Annotated in this window: 21 protein-coding genes; 4 read left to right on the forward strand and 17 right to left on the reverse strand. The window is 62.3% G+C overall.

What is annotated here, in order from left to right; translation table 11 throughout:
• From RMN99_RS10570 to RMN99_RS10590, 5 genes are read right to left on the reverse strand one after another with little or no spacing between them, the layout of a single operon-like run.
• On the reverse strand, positions 1 to 417 hold the full coding sequence (locus tag RMN99_RS10570; RefSeq protein ID WP_309623281.1) for a PaaI family thioesterase: 417 nt from the start codon (positions 415 to 417) through the stop codon (positions 1 to 3).
• Positions 417 to 1,640 carry a serine hydrolase domain-containing protein gene (locus RMN99_RS10575; RefSeq protein ID WP_309623282.1) on the reverse strand — a complete coding sequence of 408 codons (1,224 nt, stop codon included), beginning with the start codon at positions 1,638 to 1,640 and terminating at the stop codon, positions 417 to 419. The genes RMN99_RS10570 and RMN99_RS10575 overlap by 1 nt, the downstream gene beginning before the upstream one ends.
• 29 nt (positions 1,641 to 1,669) lie before the next feature.
• Positions 1,670 to 2,326 (reverse strand): MIP/aquaporin family protein, encoded by a 657-nt coding sequence (locus RMN99_RS10580; protein ID WP_309623283.1) that lies wholly within the window; start codon positions 2,324 to 2,326, stop codon positions 1,670 to 1,672.
• On the reverse strand, positions 2,323 to 2,826 hold the full coding sequence (locus tag RMN99_RS10585) for an arsenate reductase ArsC (RefSeq protein WP_309623284.1): 504 nt from the start codon (positions 2,824 to 2,826) through the stop codon (positions 2,323 to 2,325). The genes RMN99_RS10580 and RMN99_RS10585 overlap by 4 nt, the downstream gene beginning before the upstream one ends.
• 6 nt (positions 2,827 to 2,832) lie before the next feature.
• A complete protein-coding gene (locus RMN99_RS10590) occupies positions 2,833 to 3,159 on the reverse strand; it encodes a metalloregulator ArsR/SmtB family transcription factor (RefSeq protein ID WP_309623285.1) in 327 nt (108 codons plus the stop codon).
• 117 nt (positions 3,160 to 3,276) lie between these two features.
• Between RMN99_RS10590 and RMN99_RS10595 the strand changes: the two genes are divergently transcribed.
• Positions 3,277 to 4,125 carry a rhodanese-related sulfurtransferase gene (locus tag RMN99_RS10595; RefSeq protein ID WP_309623286.1) on the forward strand — a complete coding sequence of 283 codons (849 nt, stop codon included), beginning with the start codon at positions 3,277 to 3,279 and terminating at the stop codon, positions 4,123 to 4,125.
• Here RMN99_RS10595 and RMN99_RS10600 read toward each other — a convergent pair.
• Together RMN99_RS10600 and RMN99_RS10605 are read right to left on the reverse strand one after the other, a co-directional pair.
• Positions 4,122 to 4,343, reverse strand: a complete 222-nt coding sequence (locus tag RMN99_RS10600; RefSeq protein WP_309623287.1) for a hypothetical protein — start codon at positions 4,341 to 4,343, stop codon at positions 4,122 to 4,124. The genes RMN99_RS10595 and RMN99_RS10600 overlap by 4 nt on opposite strands.
• Entirely contained in the window at positions 4,340 to 4,513 is a 174-nt protein-coding gene (locus tag RMN99_RS10605) for a hypothetical protein (protein ID WP_309623288.1), read from the reverse strand. The genes RMN99_RS10600 and RMN99_RS10605 overlap by 4 nt, the downstream gene beginning before the upstream one ends.
• Before the next feature lie 304 nt (positions 4,514 to 4,817).
• On the opposite strand from RMN99_RS10605, the gene leuA reads away from it, so the two are divergent.
• Entirely contained in the window at positions 4,818 to 6,500 is a 1,683-nt protein-coding gene (gene leuA / locus RMN99_RS10610; RefSeq protein ID WP_309623289.1) for a 2-isopropylmalate synthase, read from the forward strand.
• An 85-nt stretch (positions 6,501 to 6,585) separates the two neighbouring features.
• Here leuA and RMN99_RS10615 read toward each other — a convergent pair whose 3' ends face one another.
• The 6 genes from RMN99_RS10615 to RMN99_RS10640 form a co-directional block, all read right to left on the reverse strand.
• On the reverse strand, positions 6,586 to 7,146 hold the full coding sequence (locus RMN99_RS10615; protein WP_309623290.1) for a fasciclin domain-containing protein: 561 nt from the start codon (positions 7,144 to 7,146) through the stop codon (positions 6,586 to 6,588).
• Between the two features lie 95 nt (positions 7,147 to 7,241).
• On the reverse strand, positions 7,242 to 7,901 hold the full coding sequence (locus tag RMN99_RS10620) for an anti-sigma factor domain-containing protein (protein WP_309623291.1): 660 nt from the start codon (positions 7,899 to 7,901) through the stop codon (positions 7,242 to 7,244).
• Positions 7,898 to 8,470: a sigma-70 family RNA polymerase sigma factor gene (locus tag RMN99_RS10625; protein ID WP_309623292.1), complete on the reverse strand. Its 573-nt coding sequence runs from the start codon at positions 8,468 to 8,470 to the stop codon at positions 7,898 to 7,900. The genes RMN99_RS10620 and RMN99_RS10625 overlap by 4 nt, the downstream gene beginning before the upstream one ends.
• A 51-nt stretch (positions 8,471 to 8,521) precedes the next feature.
• On the reverse strand, positions 8,522 to 9,562 hold the full coding sequence (locus RMN99_RS10630) for an alcohol dehydrogenase family protein (protein WP_309623293.1): 1,041 nt from the start codon (positions 9,560 to 9,562) through the stop codon (positions 8,522 to 8,524).
• A gap of 4 nt (positions 9,563 to 9,566) precedes the next feature.
• On the reverse strand, positions 9,567 to 10,793 hold the full coding sequence (locus RMN99_RS10635; protein ID WP_309623294.1) for an acyl-CoA dehydrogenase family protein: 1,227 nt from the start codon (positions 10,791 to 10,793) through the stop codon (positions 9,567 to 9,569).
• Between the two features lie 14 nt (positions 10,794 to 10,807).
• A complete protein-coding gene (locus tag RMN99_RS10640; RefSeq protein WP_309623295.1) occupies positions 10,808 to 11,545 on the reverse strand; it encodes an SDR family oxidoreductase in 738 nt (245 codons plus the stop codon).
• A 102-nt stretch (positions 11,546 to 11,647) separates the two neighbouring features.
• Here RMN99_RS10640 and RMN99_RS10645 point away from each other — a divergent pair, with 102 nt between their 5' ends.
• Together RMN99_RS10645 and RMN99_RS10650 are read left to right on the forward strand one after the other, a co-directional pair.
• A complete protein-coding gene (locus RMN99_RS10645) occupies positions 11,648 to 12,688 on the forward strand; it encodes an amidohydrolase family protein (protein WP_309623296.1) in 1,041 nt (346 codons plus the stop codon).
• 156 nt (positions 12,689 to 12,844) lie between these two features.
• A complete protein-coding gene (locus tag RMN99_RS10650; RefSeq protein WP_309623297.1) occupies positions 12,845 to 13,996 on the forward strand; it encodes an iron-containing alcohol dehydrogenase in 1,152 nt (383 codons plus the stop codon).
• Between the two features lie 131 nt (positions 13,997 to 14,127).
• Here RMN99_RS10650 and RMN99_RS10655 read toward each other — a convergent pair whose 3' ends face one another.
• The 4 genes from RMN99_RS10655 to RMN99_RS10670 all read right to left on the reverse strand — a co-directional run bounded on the left by RMN99_RS10655 (position 14,128) and on the right by RMN99_RS10670 (position 16,849).
• On the reverse strand, positions 14,128 to 15,303 hold the full coding sequence (locus RMN99_RS10655) for a DUF4238 domain-containing protein (RefSeq protein WP_309623298.1): 1,176 nt from the start codon (positions 15,301 to 15,303) through the stop codon (positions 14,128 to 14,130).
• A 27-nt stretch (positions 15,304 to 15,330) separates the two neighbouring features.
• Positions 15,331 to 15,837: a GNAT family N-acetyltransferase gene (locus RMN99_RS10660; RefSeq protein ID WP_309623299.1), complete on the reverse strand. Its 507-nt coding sequence runs from the start codon at positions 15,835 to 15,837 to the stop codon at positions 15,331 to 15,333.
• Between the two features lie 17 nt (positions 15,838 to 15,854).
• Positions 15,855 to 16,157, reverse strand: coding sequence for a DUF1778 domain-containing protein (locus RMN99_RS10665; protein WP_309623300.1), 303 nt, complete (start codon positions 16,155 to 16,157; stop codon positions 15,855 to 15,857).
• Between the two features lie 149 nt (positions 16,158 to 16,306).
• Entirely contained in the window at positions 16,307 to 16,849 is a 543-nt protein-coding gene (locus RMN99_RS10670) for an MOSC domain-containing protein (protein ID WP_309623301.1), read from the reverse strand.
• Positions 16,850 to 17,145: the final 296 nt, after the last annotated feature.

The raw sequence follows: 17,145 nt of genomic DNA on the forward strand, positions 1-17,145 counted from the left end.
CTAAGTTGCAGTTGCCGCTTTGGCGGCAGCCTCAACCCGGCCACGGTCAGCCAGCATCAAGGTGCTGGAGGCCGTGGCCAGCAGGTTTCCTGCCCCGTCTGTCAGCCTGCCTTCGACAAAGGCGGTGCTGCGTCCGCTCTTGATGATCCAGCCTTCGGCAAACACCGGGCCAGGACGCGCCGGGCCAAGAAAGCTGACTTTCAGTTCCAGCGTCATCGGCACCACGTCTTGGCCCACTTTGGCGATCACCGCATGCGCCATCGCCGCATCGATCCATCCGCTAACGAACCCGCCTTGCACCACCCCGCCCGAATGGCATTGCTGCGGCCGCGCCGCATATTCGAGGCAGGCCTTGCCGGTAGGATCGGTCGACACAATCCGGGTCAGCCCCATTTCTTCGTAAAGATCATTTGCCATCAATCGAGCGCAGCATAGATCAAGGTCTTGAGTTCGCGCCGCACGGCATAGGTGCTGCTGGGCGAAAGCTGGGTCATGAACACCATTGTCACCCGTTCGACCGGATCGACGAAGAAGTAGGTCGAGAACATTCCGCCCCAGTTGAACTCGCCGACCGAGCCCGGCAGCATCGAGCGCGCCGGGCACAGGTTGACCGCAAAGCCGAGCCCGAACCCGACCCCGTCATAGGCCTCTTCGCTGAACAGCGATTTCGACATCGAGGCGATTGTGGCGCCGCCCGGCAGGTGATTCATCGTCATCAGTTCCAGCGTCTTGCGGCCGATGATCCGCGAGCCTTCATAATTGCCGCCATTCAGCAGCATCAGGCAGAAACGGTGATAGTCGAGCGCGGTCGAAACCAGCCCGCCGCCGCCCGAAAGCTGGCGCGGCATGCGGCTCCAAGCGCTTTCGGCGCCGCGATCATACATCACGCGGCCTTTGCCGGGGATGAAAGTGTAACAATCGGTCAGCCGGTCGATCTTGTTTTCGGGCACCGCGAAGAATGTGTCTACCATGCCCAGCGGCGCAAAGATGTGATCGGCGAAATAGCGGTCGAGCGTTTTGCCTGAAAGCCGCTGCACAACTGCCCCCAGAACGTCAGTTGAGACCGAATAATTCCACGCTGCGCCCGGTGAAAATTCAAGCGGCAGCTTGCCCAGCGCGGCGACGAATTGATCGAGATCGAGATTCCCGTGCCAGTTCTCGAACTTGCCCTCGCGCATCGCAAGATCGATGTTGGAGCGGTTCTGGAAGCCATAGGTCAGCCCGCTGGTGTGGCGCAGCAGATCGACCATCTGCATCGGCCGCTCGCACGGCCTGGTCATGAACCGCACGCCGCCGCCGCCCCCGGCATAAACCTCCAGCCCCTTGAATTCGGGCAGCACGGCGTGAACCGGCGTATCAAGCGCCACCAGCCCCAGTTCGAGCAGCTGCATGAACGCGATCGAGGTGACCGGTTTGGTCATGCTGGCAATGCGGAACAGCGATCCCTCGTCGATCGGTTTGCCGCCTCCCAGGGTATCAGAGGCGCGCGCCGGACCTTGCGAAGAGAAATGCGCCACCGCGCCATCGCGGGCAACCAGCACCTGGGCGTGGGGCAAAAGGCCGCTGTCAAGGTAGCGCTCCTTGATGAGGCGATCGATACGGGCAAGGCGGTTCGTATCAAATTTTCTGGCAGCGCTCATCTGTTGGTCCTGGCCTGTGAAACGTCAGGCTATACCGCGCTTTCGGAAAAGAGAAAGCGCGCGAAAACGTGCGCCGCCAATGCCCCGGCCAATTGCGCCAGAATGAAGCCCGGGACATCCACCGGGGCAATCCCGGCAAAGGTATCGGACAGGCTGCGTGCCACCGTGATTGCGGGATTTGCAAAGCTGGTGGAGGACGTGAACCAATAAGCTGCGGTGATGTAGAGCGCGACCGCGGTCGGCACCGCTTCGGCGCGGTGGCGCAGCGTACCGATGATCGTCAGCAGCAGACCGAAAGTTGCAACGAACTCGCCCAGCCACTGCCCGGGCCCGGTGCGGGCATGGGTGGAGAGTTGCAGAACCGGCAGATCGAACATCGCGTGCGCAATCCACACCCCGGCAATCCCGCCAGCAAGCTGTGCCGCGATCCGCGCGGCCAGTTCGGCCCCGCGGCCCTCACCGCGCAAGTGCATCACCACGCTGACCGCCGGGTTGAACTGCGCGCCCGAAACCGGTCCCAGCATCGTGATCAGGACATAGAGCATCGCTCCGGTGGCAATCGTGTTGCCAAGCAGCGCCACGGCCACATTGCCGCCCGCCAATTGCTCGGCCATCACGCCCGAACCGATTACAGTGGCGAACAGCAGCGCCGAGCCAAGCGCCTCAGCAGCAATGATCCGCTTCATGCCGCCCCTTCCATCGCCCCGATGCGGGCCAGAGCCTGCTGCGATTCCGGTGCATCCATCGCTGCAGTATCGAGCGCAAGAAAGGCCCTGATCCGCATTTCAAGCAGGCGTGCCGTCTCCTCAAAGGCGGCATCCACATCCGCTTCGCTACCTTCGGCGTCAGCCGGATCGAGCAAGCCCCAATGTGCGCGCAAGGGTGCACCGGGGAACACTGGGCAGGCCTCGCCCGAAGCGTTGCCGCAGACCGTAATTGCCAGATCGATTTTCGGAGCATCCGGACCGGTGAACACATGCCAGCTTTTCGAGCTAAAGCGAGATGGATCGAACCCGCGCCGCTCCAGCAATCGCAGCGCGCCGGGATGCGGAAAACCTTTGGGCTTGCTGCCAGCGCTGTAAGCCGCGATCTTTCCGTCGGAGAGCCGCGCAAACAGCGCCTCGCCCAAGATCGAGCGCGCGGAATTGCCAGTGCACAGCACCAAGACTGACGTGACCTCGGGCATCGGCGTTCAGCAGCAAGCAGCTGGCATGGCGACGGCGGACGAGCAGGATGCCCCCTCACAGCAGTTTTCGGTGAGATAGCCCACCAGTGCGCCCATGGCAGCGAAATCGGCGGTGTAGATAATCGAGCGGCCCTGGCGGACTTGCGCGACCAGCCCGGCATTGGCGAGCTGCGCCAGATGAAAGCTCAGCGATGAAGGCGCGATCGCGAGCCGTTCAGCCAGTGCCCCAGCGGCAAGTCCGGTTGGCCCAGCTTCCACCAGCAAGCGAAACGCGGCGAGGCGGTGTTCTTGGGCCAGTGCGCCCAAAGCGCGGATCGCGGTTTCGCTGCGCATTGCTTCAACCCCTTGATTCGATATTTGTTGAAATATCGAATAGAAGATCGTGGTGTCAAGCCCCACCGCATCGGGCGCTGGCAATGACCACGCGAAATAGCCTATGGGGTGCGGGCAATGCCCCCTGACGCGCATCCGATCCGCATCGCCGCGCTCTATCAGTTCACGCCGCTGGATAGTCTTGCGGCGCTGCGCGGTGACCTGCTTTCGCTGTGCCGGGCGCAGGCCATCAAAGGCACGCTGCTGCTGGCCCGCGAGGGGATAAACGGCACGATTGCCGGCAGCAATGCGGGGATCACAGCGGTGATCGCGTTCCTGCGCGCGCTGCCCGGCTGCGCAGACCTTGCGGTGAAGTATTCGCACGCCGAAGCCATGCCGTTCAAGCGGCTCAAAGTTCGGCTCAAGGCCGAAATCGTTTCGATGGGGCAACCGCACATCGATCCGCTGCAAGGCGCCGGGCACTATGTTGAAGCCGCCGCCTGGAACGCGCTGATTGCCGATCCCGGCACTGTGGTGATCGATACCCGCAACGCCTATGAAGTGAAGATCGGCACTTTCACGCGGGCGATCAATCCCGCAACCCGGTCATTCCGCGAATTTCCCGCATGGTTCCGTGCGCACCGCGACCGGCTGCTGGCAGCTGGCCCGCAAACAAAGGTGGCGATGTTTTGTACCGGCGGGATTCGCTGCGAAAAATCGACCGCGTTTCTGAAGGCCGAGGGGATCGAGGCGGTCTACCACCTCAAGGGCGGAATCCTGAAGTATCTGGAAGACGTGCCGGCCGATCAAAGTCTGTGGCAGGGCGCATGCTACGTGTTCGATGAACGCGTCAGTGTCGGCCACGGACTGGTGCCGGGCCGACACACCGCCTGCAAGGGCTGCGGACATCCGCTGGATGAAGCCGAGCGGGCATCACCGGACTATGCCGAGGGGCACCATTGTCCGCATTGCCGCAAGCCTGGCTAATACTTGTTGGCGATCAGGAAGGGGAAACGCTTTACCCGGCCTTCGATCAAGTGCTTTTTCAGTTTGTGGCGCATCTCGTCGGCGCCTTCGATATTGAGGCAGACCAGATGGGTCCCGCCCGAAGGCAGCACTTCGATTGCGCTGATCGCAACCTTGGCCGCGGCGCAGGCCGCAACCACTTCGGCTTGGGGCAGCCGGATGTTCATCGCCCGGCTCATGCTGCAAGCGCCATTTCATAATGCGTTACACCCAGGCACTGGCGCACCCTGCGGATCTGGACCGCCAGTTCGCCGGCGATGCTGGTATCGCTATCGTGTCCAGCGCGCGACAATTCGTCGGCCTGGATCAGCGCAACCTGATGTTTGTAGAGTAGTTTCATGAGATCCAAAGCTTCGCTCCCTGTGCGGGAGCGCGGGTGGTCTCTCAGTCGCCGGCATGCAATGTGGCCTGATGCGATAGCGCCGATATGGGCCTGAATCGCGAAATTGCAAGGGCTGCGGGGCCCGCGCTCGGCTCTTTACAAGCCCGGCGCGCCCCGCCATAGGCTGATCCATGACCGTGCGCCTTGGCCTTACCCTGCGACTTATCCGCCCTTGGGCGTGAGCTGGCGTGCACCTTTCGCGGCACGCAGCGCCGCTCAAGGGACGAAGTAAGCCGCCACCCAGTCGCAAAGCCAGATCAGAGATACCGTCATGACCATGCTGAACACCCCGGGCGTCAAGTACCGCCCTTTCCCGCCGATCAATCTGCCCGACCGAACCTGGCCCTCAAAGGTCATCGAGAAGGCCCCGCGCTGGCTCTCGACCGACCTGCGCGATGGCAACCAGGCGCTGATCGATCCGATGGGCGCGGAAAAGAAAAGCCGGTTCTTCGACCTGCTGCTCAAGGTCGGCGTCAAGGAAATCGAAGTTGGTTTCCCCGCATCAGGCGCGACCGATTTCGATTTCATTTCGGGCCTGGTAAAGTCCGACCGGATTCCCGAGGATGTGCTGGTTCAGGTCCTCACCCAATCTCGCCGCGATCTGATCGAGACCAGCTTTGCCAGTCTTGAAGGCGCCAGCCGGGCGATCGTCCACCTTTACAACGCGGTCTCGCCGGTCTGGCGCAAGGTCGTGTTCGGCATGGACAAGGACCAGATCAAACAGATCGCGATCGATGGCGCCAAGGTGCTGCGTGATCAGGCGGCGAAGTATCACGACACCGACTGGACCTTCCAGTACAGCCCCGAAACCTTCTCGACCGCCGAAGTCGAGTACTCGGTCGAAGTCTGCGCGGCGGTGATGGACGTGCTGCGACCCACCGCCGACAAGCCGATCATCTTCAACCTGCCCGCCACGGTCGAGTGCGCGACGCCCAATGTCTATGCCGACCAGATCGAGCTGTTCAGCCGGATGATCCCGAACCGCGAGGCGGTGGTGATCTGCCTCCACACCCACAACGATCGCGGCACCGGCGTTGCTGCGGCGGAACTGGGGCTGATGGCCGGGGCAGACCGCGTTGAAGGCTGCCTGTTCGGCAATGGCGAGCGCACCGGCAACTGCGACCTGGTGACCGTCGCGCTCAACCTGTACACGCAAGGCGTTCACCCCGGCCTCGATTTCTCGAACATCGATGAGATCGCGGCGACGGTCGCATACTGCAACCAGCTGCCGATCCACCCGCGCCATCCCTACGTTGGCGAACTGGTCTACACCTCGTTTTCAGGCAGCCACCAGGACGCGATCAAGAAGGGCTTTGCCGCGATGGAGGCGAAGAACGACCAGCTGTGGGAGATGCCTTACCTGCCGATCGATCCGGCCGATCTGGGCCGCGATTACGAAGCCGTGATCCGGGTCAATTCGCAAAGCGGCAAAGGCGGCTTCGCCTGGGTGCTTGAACAGGATCAGGGGCTGAAGCTGCCCAAGAAGATGCAGGCGCACTTTTCGGGCCACGTCCAGGAACTGGCCGATAGCGCGGCACGCGAACTGTTTGCCGACGATATCTGGCAGGTGTTCGAACGGGTCTATCACCTCGGTACCCCCCAGCACTTCCAGCTGCTCGACTATGAGGAAAGCAAGGCGGCCGATGGCACCCGGCTGTTTGCCGGCAAGATCGCGGTGAATGACCAGGAACAATCGGTTTCGGGCCGCGGCAACGGGCTGATCAGCTCGGTGGTGGCAACGCTGGCCGAAACCTTCGGGGTTGCGCTTGAGGTCAAGGACTATGCCGAACATGCGATGACCGCCGGGTCCGATGCGCGCGCGGCGGCCTATGTCGAATGCGTTGGCCCGGATGGCAAGACCGTGTGGGGTGTCGGGATCGACGAGGATGTTGCGACAGCATCGGTCCGCGCGGTGCTGAGCGCTGCCAATGCCGTCCACCGTGCCAAGGTTTGAGCCCCGCCGGCACGGGAGGGGTGGGTATGCCGGCGAGGCTCATGCGCGCGGCCGGCACAATGCCGGCCGCACACATTTTCGGTGACTAGGGCAGCAGGACGCGGTTGATCACGTGGATCACACCGTTCGACTGCATGACGTTGGCCGTGGTGACCGTGGCCACCCCGCCCTTGGCATCAACCAGAACGATGTTCTTGCCCATCTTCTTGGCGGTCAGCTTGGCACCGCTGACCGTAGTGATCACGGCCTTGCCGCGGCCGGCATTGATCAACTTGATCAGCTGGCCGCTGGTGATGCGCCCGGCAACCACGTGATAGGTCAGCACCGCGGTCAGCGTGCCCTTGTTTTCGGGCTTGAGCAGCGTGCCGACGGTGCCGGCGGGCAGACGATCAAACGCCGCATTGGTCGGCGCGAAGACCGTGAACGGGCCCGGACCCGAAAGGGTTTCGACCAGACCGGCGGCCTTGACAGCGGCAACCAGCGTGGTGTGATCCTTGGAATTGACCGCGTTTTCGATGATGTTCTTGGTCGGGTACATCGCCGCGCCGCCAACCATCGGGTTGCCGTGGTGCATCATCGTTCCGGCGAGGGCAGGTGCCATCACCAGCGACAGCGCGGTGGCGGCAAGGGCAATCTTGAGCTTCATCGGGAAATCTCCTTGGGTGCCGGGCGTCCAATCGCTCCAGCAACCAAGATACGCAGCCACAATTCCTGTGGATGCATCCCGGCCCAAAAAAGATTTCAGGTTTCGATCAGTTTGCCGCTGGCCACGACTGGCCCGGTTGGCTTTCCGGTGGGCGAACCGCCAGTTGGCTCGAGCGAGATCGCGAATGTCGCGCCGGGCGCGACCAGCCGGGCCTGCGACGGATTGAGTGTGTGCGAACTGGGTTTGGCAGCATCGATCACGCCGAGTGATATCGGCTGCTCGGAGCCGACCGGGATCACCCACAGCTCGGCATCGCCCTTGCCCGAATCCAGTTTCACCGGAGCCACGGTCAGACGGTGCGACGCGGTATCGTAATTGATTGCCAGGGCGCTGCCGCGCTCTCCCGAAAGACTGGCGACGGCCGGCGGTCCGGGCTGCGGAGGCAGCGCGATCTGCGGGCGCTGCGCCACCATCACCAGCGCAACCACGGCCACCGCCGCCATTGCCGCGCTGACCAGCTTCCAGCGCAGCACGCCGCGCGCATTGTCATTTTGCGGCAGGGCAGCGGCAATCCGCGGCCACAGATCGGGCACAGCATCCTGTGGCAGCGCTGTGGCCAGACCGGCAAAGCGTTGTTCCCACCATGCCGCCCGTTCGGCCAAAGCTGCATCCCCGGCGAGCCGCGCGCGCGCCGCGGGATCGTCGTTCAATCCCAGCGCCAGTTCAGCCGCGAGCAGATCGTCCTCGTCGGTCATCCGAGGCACTCCCGCAATTTGAGGAGGGCGCGGCGAATCCGGCTTTTGACCGTGCCCAGCGGCATAGCGCTGCGCCCGGCCAGTTCGGCATAGGTCGTACCTTCGAAAAAGGCCGTGCGGATCATCGTCGCATCGCTTTTCGCCAGCGTTTCGATGCAGGTATTGATCTGGGCATCATCACCCAGTTGCAGCAATGCCGTTTCCGCGTCGGGGGTTTCGTCGGCAATCTCGTCGGCCAGTTCGATCGGCGCCATCTCGCGCCGGCCCGAACGCCGCAGCAGATCGATCGCGCGGTTGCGGGTCAGCGCAGCCAGCCATGAAATCGGGCTGCCGCGCGCCGGATCAAAGCTGCCGGCGCGGCGCCAGATTGTTAGATACACTTCCTGCATGGCGTCCTCTGCGTCGGCCCTCTCGCCCAAGATACGCAGGCAGATCCCGAAAAGTTTCCGCGAGGTACGCCGATAGACTTCCTGCAGGGCGTCACGATCCTGCATCGCCACGCGCGCCAGCGCCCGCGAAAGAGCGACGCGTTCAAGCGACAGGGATGAATCGGGACTATCAGCGGCCATGCACCGCCGCGTTAGCAGCAGATTTGTGCGCTGACTATCCGTTTCGGAGCGTCAACCGGGCGTCAGCACCATCTTTAGTGCGCCCGCCTCGCGCGCTTCGAACAGCCGGTAAGCCTCGGCGCCTTGGCTGAGCGGCAGACGGTGGCTGATGTACTTTTCGGGGCGCAACCGGCCAGATTGGACCAGCGGGAACAGCGCCGGCAATTCTTCGGGCACCGAACAGGTCCCAGCCCGGAAGGTCAGCCCTGCCCCGAACGCCCGTTCGAGCGGGAAGGCATAGCGCTTCGATTGCTGCACCCCGATCACTGACACGGTGCCGCGCCGGGCCACCAGCCGCAGCGCCAGATCAACCGTGGCATCGCTGCCAACCACTTCGACCACGCATTCCAGCTTGGCCCCGCGCGTGTCTTCCTTGACCCGGTCAATCACTTCATCGGGATGGAGCGCAATGGCTCCGGCGTCGGCAGCCAGCGCCCGGCGCTCGGGCACCGGATCGACCGCATAGACCACATGCGCACCCATCACGAAGGCGCTTTCCACCGCCATCAGCCCGATCGGGCCGAGGCCGATGATCGCCACCGAAGATCCGGGTTTGATATCGGCGCGGCGGGCACCGTACCACGCGGTGGCCAGTGCATCGGTCATCATCAGGGCCTGGTCCATTGACACGCCATCGGGGACCAAAACCGCGTTCATGTCCGCCGCCGGAACGCGCACCGCTTCGGCCTGCGAACCCTGCAACCGCGCCGACAGACCATAACACGCGCCAAGGCCAAACTCGCAGTTTGCGACATTGCCGGCCAGGCACGAACGGCACGCGCCGCAGCCCACGGCGGCGGGCAGCATGACCTTGTCGCCCACCTTGATGCGGTACACCGCCTTGCCAACCTCGACCACCTCGCCCACCGCCTCGTGCCCGACGCAGTAGCCGTTATCCTCGCTAAAGCCGTGGCCGTGATAGATGTGCAGATCGGACCCGCAGATCGAGCAGGCGGTGACTTTGACAATGGCGTCGCGATCCGATTGCGGCACCGGATCATCCATCGCCTCGAACCGCACATCGCGTGCGCCGTGGTATCTGAGAGCTTTCATCGCATCACCGCGCGTTCATCGCGACATATTCCTTGATCTTGGCCTTGCCGAGCTGGCTCATGTGCACTTCGTCCGGACCATCGGCGATCCGCACGAAGCGGTTCAAGGTGAAGAACCGGGCGATTGGCGTATCGTCCGAAACCCCCATCCCGCCGTGGACCTGGATTGCCCGGTCGCACACGGTCTGCGCCATCTGCGGGGCGACCACCTTGATCGCGGCGATCAGGTCCTTGGCCACCTTGTTGCCGAACCGGTCCATCGCATCGGCGGCCTTCAGTGTCAGCAGCCGCGACATCTCGATCTCGCAAAAGCTTTTGGCGATATCCTGCCGGATGCTCGATTGATCGGCGAGCTTTTTGCCAAACGCGGTGCGGCTGTCGGCCCGGCGCGCCATGATTTCCAGCGCGCGCTGGGCCTGCCCGACCGAGCGCATGCAGTGGTGAATCCGGCCCGGCCCGAGGCGGCCCTGCGCGATCTCGAACCCCCGCCCCTCACCCAGGATCAGATTACCCTTGGGCACGCGGACATTGTCGAACCGCAATTCAACCTCTCCGCCGGGCGAATTGTGCGATCCGAACACCGTCAGGTGGCGCACGATGGTGATCCCGGGCGTGCCGGGTTCAACCAGGATCTGCGAATGCTGGGCATGGCGCGGGGCACCAAAATCGGTCTTGCCCATCACGATCCAGATGTCGCAGCGCGGGTGCATCGCATTGGAAATCCACCACTTGCGCCCGTTGAGCACATAGTCATCGCCATCGGGGGTGATCGACAGTTCGAGGTTGGTCGCATCGGATGATGCCACCTGCGGTTCGGTCATCACATAGGCCGAACGGATCTTGCCATCGAGCAGCGGCTTCAGCCACTTTTCCTGCTGCTCAGGGCTGCCGAACTTGGCCAGCACTTCCATGTTGCCGGTATCGGGAGCTGAGCAATTGAGCACCTGGCTTGACCACGGCACCCGGCCCAGCAGTTCGGCGATGGGGGCATATTCAAGGTTGGTCAGGCCGGGCGAGAATGCGCCATATTCATGCGGCAGGAACAAGTTCCACAGCCCCTGCGCGCGGGCCTTTTCCTTCAGCCCCTCCATCCCCGGCCATTCCTGCCACTGGTTGGCGGGATCGGTCACGAAGTCGTGATAGGCTTCCTCATCGGGATAGATGTTCTGGTCCATGAAAGCGCTGACTTTGGCCAGCAGGTCTTTCACCTTGTCGCTGTGTTCGAAATTCATCGGTTAATTCCTTTTCAAAGCGAAAGGCCGCCATCAACAATCAGCGTTTGGCCGGTAACGTAGCTGGCCAACGGGGAGGCCAGAAACAGCACTGCCCCAGCCATGTCTTCGGGCGTGCCCATGCGGCCTTGCGGAATCCGCTCCATCGCGCGGGCCAGCCGCTCGGGATGCTCGGTGGTCACTTTGGTCAGCTTGGTATCGACAAAGCCGGGCGCTATTCCGTTGACCCTGATACCCAGCGGCGCCCAGGCCTGCCCCAGCGTTTTGGTCAGGCTAACGGCCCCGGCTTTCGACGCGGCATAAGCCGGATTGCCAACTTGCGCGGAAAAGGCCGCAACCGAACTGACCGTGATCAGGCTGCCAGCGGCGGCGGAAAGCTGATCGCGGAACTTGTTCGCGCAGTGCATCAAGCTGTCGAGGTTGACCGCCATCACCCGGTCCCACCCTTCGCGGGCAAATTCGCCGCGTTTGTAGACCACTGTGCCCTGGCACAGCACCAGCACGTCCAGCCCTGCAAACGGCAAGGGCGCAGCGGCGATTCCATCGGGATCACCCACATCGACGCAGGTGTAAGCAAGGCCGGACAGGTCCGAGCCATCGGCCGGGTCGTAATCGGAGGGATCGACCCGCGTGCCCCAGACGTGCACGTCAGCCCCGCGCAGGCGGAAGCCGTGGGCGATGCCGTTGCCGATCCCGCTCGATCCGCCCACCACCAGCACGCGTTTGCCGGTAAAATCGGTGTCGCCCGCCATTGCACTCTCCACATTTTTAATCGATCGGTTAATGTGCCCGCGAAGCGCGCTTGTCAAACGCGCAAGGCATCATAAGCTGCGCGGCACAAGGAGAGGCCCCCCATGACCGAAGCGATCATCGAACCCGAACTGCAGATCATCGACCCGCACCACCACCTGTGGGATCTGCGCCCGCTGATGGCGGCCTTCCCTGAGCCGCGCCACCCGTTCATCGCGGCGATCGCGCTCTCGCCGTACTACACCTTCAACGAGATCCACGCCGACGCCACCAGCGGCCACAACGTGATCGGCACGGTGTTCATGGAATGCGGCGCGTTCTACAACGCCGGGGCCAGCGATGCGCTCAAGGTGGTGGGCGAGGTCGAATATGTAAACGGCGTCGCCGCGCAAAGCGCCAGCGGGCTCTATGGCAATTTGCGGCTGTGCGAAGCGATCATCGGCCATGCCGATCTGACCCAGGGCAGCACGGCCGGCGCGGTGCTCGATGCGCTGGCCGCCGCCAGCCCGCGCTTCAAGGGCATCCGCCACGCCGCCGCCTGGGATGCCGATCCGGCGGTGCTGGGCGCGCCGTTCCACGCCCCCGCCGGGCTCTATAACGACGCCAAATTCCGCGAAGGCTTTGCGGAACTTGGCAAACGCGGGCTGACTTTCGATGCCTGGCTGCTCGAACCGCAGCTGGACGATGTGCTCAGCCTGGCGCGGGCGTTCCCCGATCAGCCAATCTGCCTCGATCACTGCGGCACCCCGCTGGGCATGGCCAGCTATCACGGCAAGCTGCACGAACGGTTCGATGTCTGGCGCGAGAAAATCACCGCGATCGGCCAGTGCCAGAATGTCTCGGTCAAGCTTGGCGGCCTCGCCATGTCGTTCGCTGGGCTACCCGATCACGGCCCCGCCGCCGGGCTCTCGTCCGAAGTGCTGGCGGCGATGTGGCGGCCCTATATCGAAACCTGCATCGAAGCGTTTGGTCCTTCGCGCGCGATGTTCGAAAGCAATTACCCGGTCGATAAATGGGGCGCGAGTTATGCCGTGCTGTGGAACGCCTTCAAACGCCTGACCCACGGTGCCAGCGGCGATGAAAAGCGCGCGCTTTATGCCGGAACCGCCGCGCGGTTTTACGGGATGGAGCATTTGCTGGGCTAAGCCACCTTGCAAACCGGCCGCGCAAAGCCCTTCCCCAGTGGGGAAGGGTTGGGATGGGGGTTCGGCATTGGCCGGAAAACTCAGACCCCCCACCCCCCAACCCCTCCCCACCGGGGAGGGGAGCTGTTCGGTAGTTTACTTTCGAAAGGGTTTGAGATGGCCGCAATCCACCTGCCCCGCACCATCCGCATCGGCGGCGGCGTGCTGGCTGAACTGCCCGAAGTGCTCGCGCAGAATGGCCTGTCACGCCCCTTGATCGTCACCGATGCCTGGATCGAGAGTTCAGGCCTGCTCGAACGCGTCCAGCACCTGCTCAGCGCCGCAGGCATCGCCAGCCGCGCCTTCACCGGCGTGGTCCCCGATCCCACCATCGCCGCGATCGAGGCGGGCTGCGCGTTCCTCGCCAAGGGGGAGCATGATTGCGTGATCGGTCTGGGCGGCGGGAGCCCGGTTGACAGCGCCAAGATGATCGCGGTGAAAGGCCAGCGCCGCGTCCCCGATCTCAAGGCCCCGCATCAGGAAAACGCCCCCGGCCTGCCGATCATCGCGATCCCCACCACCGCGGGCACCGGCAGCGAGGCAACTCGGTTTACCGTAATAACCGACGCCGATACGGATGAGAAAATGCTCTGCGCCGGTCTCGCCTATCTCCCCCAGATCGCGATTGTCGATTACGAACTGACGCTCAGCAAACCGCTGCGCCTCACTGCCGATACCGGGATCGACAGCCTGGTCCACGCGGTCGAGGCCTATGTCTCGAAGCAAGCCAACCCCTTCGCTGATAGCATGGCCCTATCCGCGATGCGCCTGATCTGGCCCAACCTCCCCCGCGCCTGCGCCGACCCGTCCGACCGCCAGGCGCGCGAGGCGATGATGCTGGGCGCGCTCCAAGGCGGGATCGCCTTCTCCAACAGCTCGGTCGCACTGGTCCACGGCATGAGCCGCCCGATCGGCGCGCACTTCCATGTCAGCCACGGGCTGAGCAATGCCATGCTGATGCCGGTGGTAACAGCATGGAGCGCCCCCGCTGCGCTACCCCGCTACGCCGACTGCGCAAGGGCTATGGGCGTGGCAGAGGCAGCAGAAAGCGATCAAGGCGCAGTCGGAAGACTGGTCGAAGCCCTCCACCAGATCAACGCCGATCTCGCGGTGCCCTCCCCCCAGACCTACGGGATCGACAAAACCCGCTGGGACGACCTGCTCCAGCTGATGGCCGAGCAGGCGCTCGCGAGCGGCTCGCCCGGGAACAATCCGCGGGTGCCCGGGGTGGAGGAGATTGTTGGGTTGTATCGGCAGGTGTGGGGGTGATGGGGGCTCTTTGCCACAACTCCAACTCTAAACTCGTTCCTTGTGAGCTGTTCAAAACTTCGCCAATTTCTGTTCCATCGCGAACGAACGCAAAATATTGTATTGCCGCTCCGCGAAATCTGAACTCGGGACTAATTTTCGCTCTTTTTATCCTTTCGCAACCACATAATATCCCGATTTTGGGGACGGTGCCCGCTCGGAATTGATCGGGGAAGGATCTCTTGGCGGAAATTTCGGCCCCACTGGTCTTTGGCGTGTTTAGCACGCACATACCCGATGGCTGATCCCGTCGTGTGCCCCTTTGGGCGCATCTTAAACTTCAGGAATGTCGGCCAGCTCGAAGGTGCGGGATTATACATTGAAACGGACGTTATCCTGGTCTCAGTGCTCTCGGCGTCGTCTTGTATTGCAGTACGATATTGCTCATAAACATCGTCCTCGCCAATCTTAATCCCAGTCCAAATAAAAGCCCAACTTTCTCTTCTCATATCGACGCAACGTCGTGCAAGCTGTTCGACATAAAGCTTGTGCTTTCTATCTGAAAAATAGAGGGATTCTGTTGCCACTTGGGCTTGAAGCTCGTTGAGACGGTCAATATCACGTTCATTTTGAACTTCTAAGTAAATTTGTGAACCGACACTATGAAAAACATCTTCATCGTAGGCTAAAAATGCCATATCTGGAGAAATTGGTAACACTATCGCTGCACCAGATTGAATCAGTCCAGATGTCTCATCGCGAAATCTTTGGGTGTATAGTCGATTGGTGACGCATGCGGGATTATCCGACGTGATGAAGGGGATATTAGTCCGATTAATCAATAGGACGGGTCTGAGATCGTGCAGCAAATTACTTGCTTTAGCAGCGATATATATCTGCTCCTGCATCTCGCGCTGCATATCAAATGGAATTTGTGCGTCGGCTCGAGTCTCATGTAGCGGTCGGCCTCCAATCACAGTGTTCCTAAACGCATCAAAGACATCCAACCGCTGAGACAGCATGTGGGGAGTCCGAAGGTGTTGCAGAACGAAAAAATTGAAAAGAGCACTAATATCATTTTTCCCGATCAAGCCTCTGCGTAATCTCGTAATCAACTCACCGTAGCGCCCCTCAAAATACTGGATAAAATCCTCAAATTTTGGATCGTTGCCGTAGAAGTAATTCCTGGAGCATTGATTTTTTATTGAAGCACCCTCGACGCAGAAATCCAATCCAAAATTATATAGGTTAATCGCTTTTTGGCTCGCATTGCCAAATGGTCGAAGATACACCTTGGGAACAAAATGCTGGTTCTTGTTTATGCCCATATCTTCAACTGTAACCTCAAAAAGTGTCTAAAGCCAATGTAACCCCGCAACCACAGTCTCAATCGGCAGAAACAGCGTCCGGCTATCCTCGGGAAACTCGATAAATTCCGCACACCGCAGGTAGAACCCCCGCGCCGCATCGTCCTTGGCCTGGACCAGCACGGCGGCGATGGCGATGCTTTGGGCGGCGAGTGCGATGCGGCGCAGGGCGTCGGAGAGGAGGTCTGTGCCCAGCCCTTGCCCGGCGAAGGCGCGGTCTACCGCCAGCCGTCCGATTATCGAGACCGGCACTGCATCGGGCGCGTTGCGGCGCACCTTGCCAGGGGCTTTTGCGCGTTCGACTGAGCCGGCGGCCACGCAATAGTAGCCCGCCACGCGGGTGCCAGCGCAGACCGCATAGGTGCGGGAAAACCGGTTCTGGTTTTTGAGCGCGCGGTGGCGGAGCCAATCGTCGAGCGCTGCGTCGCCGCAATCAAAGGCAGTCAGATCGTGATCTGCAGTGAGCGGTTCAGGGGCCGAAAGTTGAGGCCCCATTCGATCCGGACCGCCAGCTATTTCTGCCATACCGGCACCCGGCGCAGCAGGGCCTTGAGCTTTGGCCCCGGTGCGGGCGGATGATCGAGCGCAGCGACGAAGGCGTCATAACGCGCGGGATCGAGCACGAACATTTGCTGATCGAGCAGCACGTCAATCGCCTGACGTCGCGCGCTTTCAACCATGAATTCGGTGCGGGTCTTGCCCAGCACCGCCGCCGCATCGTCAATCAACCGGCGGGTCTGCCCCTCAACCCGCAGGTTGATGCTGCCTTTGGTCTCGGCGGGGTCGCGTTTGAGGATGGGTTGGTGCTTGGTCATGCCTAGAGTGTAGCTCTTGTATATACAATGTCAATACAACATACTCCCCTCCCCCATGGGGAGGGGTTGGGGGTGGGGGTTCAGTGCATCGATGGGACAGAACCCCATCCCAACCCTTCCCCGCCGGGGAAGGGCTTTTAAGTAAACTCTCAAACCACCCCCAGCGCTTCAAACCCCAGCGGCATGCTTTCCAGCACGATTGCGTCCCCCACGCGCAGATCCCCGCCGGTCACCACCGTGGCCATCACCCCGCATTTGCGGATCAGCGATCCGTCAGCCGCCTTGCCCAGTGTCGCCGCCATCAGCCCTTTGACGAGGCCGTCGATTTGGGCGCAGGGGTTGCGCAGGCCGGTGATCTCGATCAGCGCGTCTTCACCTAGCCGCAGCCTTGTGCCGCGTGACAGGCCGAGCAGCTCGATCCCGCGGGTGGTGATGTTTTCGCCCAGGTCGCCCGGGGCCACCGCAAAGCCCTTGGCGGCCAGCTCATCGAAGAGTTCGGCGTGGATCAGGTGGACCTGGCGCAGGTTGGCGGCGGCGGGGTCCTTGGCCATGCGTGAGAGGTGCTGCACGGTGCGCCCGGCGTGGGCATCGCCTTCTACCCCCAGCCCCGCCAGCAGCGTGATGGCATCGCACGGCGCTTTGGAAAAGCGGTGCGCGGCGTCGCGGGCCAGGGCGATGATGGTTGGGGGCATTGGGGGCAGTTAGCCACCAACCGCTGCTGGTGTCGAGCGAAGTCGAATTCGCCCCTGACCGTCGCCCCGGACTTGATCCGGGGTTCGGCTTGGTGGCTGGGCGAGGTCAAGAAGAAGCCTGGTCCCGGATCAAGTCCGGGATGACGGGGTCGGGTTGGGCCGGGTTGGACTTGGATGGAGTCGGTTGCAGGCTGGCTGATGGTTTTCCTACATCGCCTTGCTGCGCTATGCTGACTGTGATGCGTGCACGTCCTTTCCCTTTGTCCGTTGTGGCCTTGCGCGCAGCACTGCGCCGC

The sequence above is a fragment of the Novosphingobium sp. genome (assembly GCF_031417815.1).
Classification (GTDB): domain Bacteria; phylum Pseudomonadota; class Alphaproteobacteria; order Sphingomonadales; family Sphingomonadaceae; genus Novosphingobium.

Coding starts and splice junctions, on each gene's coding strand:
- RMN99_RS10570 (WP_309623281.1), bottom strand. CDS start 417: ATGGCAAATGATCTTTACGAAGAAATGGGGCTGACCCGGATTGTGTCG.
- RMN99_RS10575 (WP_309623282.1), bottom strand. CDS start 1,640: ATGAGCGCTGCCAGAAAATTTGATACGAACCGCCTTGCCCGTATCGAT.
- RMN99_RS10580 (WP_309623283.1), bottom strand. CDS start 2,326: ATGAAGCGGATCATTGCTGCTGAGGCGCTTGGCTCGGCGCTGCTGTTC.
- RMN99_RS10585 (WP_309623284.1), bottom strand. CDS start 2,826: ATGCCCGAGGTCACGTCAGTCTTGGTGCTGTGCACTGGCAATTCCGCG.
- RMN99_RS10590 (WP_309623285.1), bottom strand. CDS start 3,159: ATGCGCAGCGAAACCGCGATCCGCGCTTTGGGCGCACTGGCCCAAGAA.
- RMN99_RS10595 (WP_309623286.1), top strand. CDS start 3,277: ATGCCCCCTGACGCGCATCCGATCCGCATCGCCGCGCTCTATCAGTTC.
- RMN99_RS10600 (WP_309623287.1), bottom strand. CDS start 4,343: ATGAGCCGGGCGATGAACATCCGGCTGCCCCAAGCCGAAGTGGTTGCG.
- leuA (WP_309623289.1), top strand. CDS start 4,818: ATGACCATGCTGAACACCCCGGGCGTCAAGTACCGCCCTTTCCCGCCG.
- RMN99_RS10615 (WP_309623290.1), bottom strand. CDS start 7,146: ATGAAGCTCAAGATTGCCCTTGCCGCCACCGCGCTGTCGCTGGTGATG.
- RMN99_RS10620 (WP_309623291.1), bottom strand. CDS start 7,901: ATGACCGACGAGGACGATCTGCTCGCGGCTGAACTGGCGCTGGGATTG.
- RMN99_RS10625 (WP_309623292.1), bottom strand. CDS start 8,470: ATGGCCGCTGATAGTCCCGATTCATCCCTGTCGCTTGAACGCGTCGCT.
- RMN99_RS10630 (WP_309623293.1), bottom strand. CDS start 9,562: ATGAAAGCTCTCAGATACCACGGCGCACGCGATGTGCGGTTCGAGGCG.
- RMN99_RS10635 (WP_309623294.1), bottom strand. CDS start 10,793: ATGAATTTCGAACACAGCGACAAGGTGAAAGACCTGCTGGCCAAAGTC.
- RMN99_RS10640 (WP_309623295.1), bottom strand. CDS start 11,545: ATGGCGGGCGACACCGATTTTACCGGCAAACGCGTGCTGGTGGTGGGC.
- RMN99_RS10645 (WP_309623296.1), top strand. CDS start 11,648: ATGACCGAAGCGATCATCGAACCCGAACTGCAGATCATCGACCCGCAC.
- RMN99_RS10650 (WP_309623297.1), top strand. CDS start 12,845: ATGGCCGCAATCCACCTGCCCCGCACCATCCGCATCGGCGGCGGCGTG.
- RMN99_RS10655 (WP_309623298.1), bottom strand. CDS start 15,303: ATGGGCATAAACAAGAACCAGCATTTTGTTCCCAAGGTGTATCTTCGA.
- RMN99_RS10660 (WP_309623299.1), bottom strand. CDS start 15,837: ATGGGGCCTCAACTTTCGGCCCCTGAACCGCTCACTGCAGATCACGAT.
- RMN99_RS10665 (WP_309623300.1), bottom strand. CDS start 16,157: ATGACCAAGCACCAACCCATCCTCAAACGCGACCCCGCCGAGACCAAA.
- RMN99_RS10670 (WP_309623301.1), bottom strand. CDS start 16,849: ATGCCCCCAACCATCATCGCCCTGGCCCGCGACGCCGCGCACCGCTTT.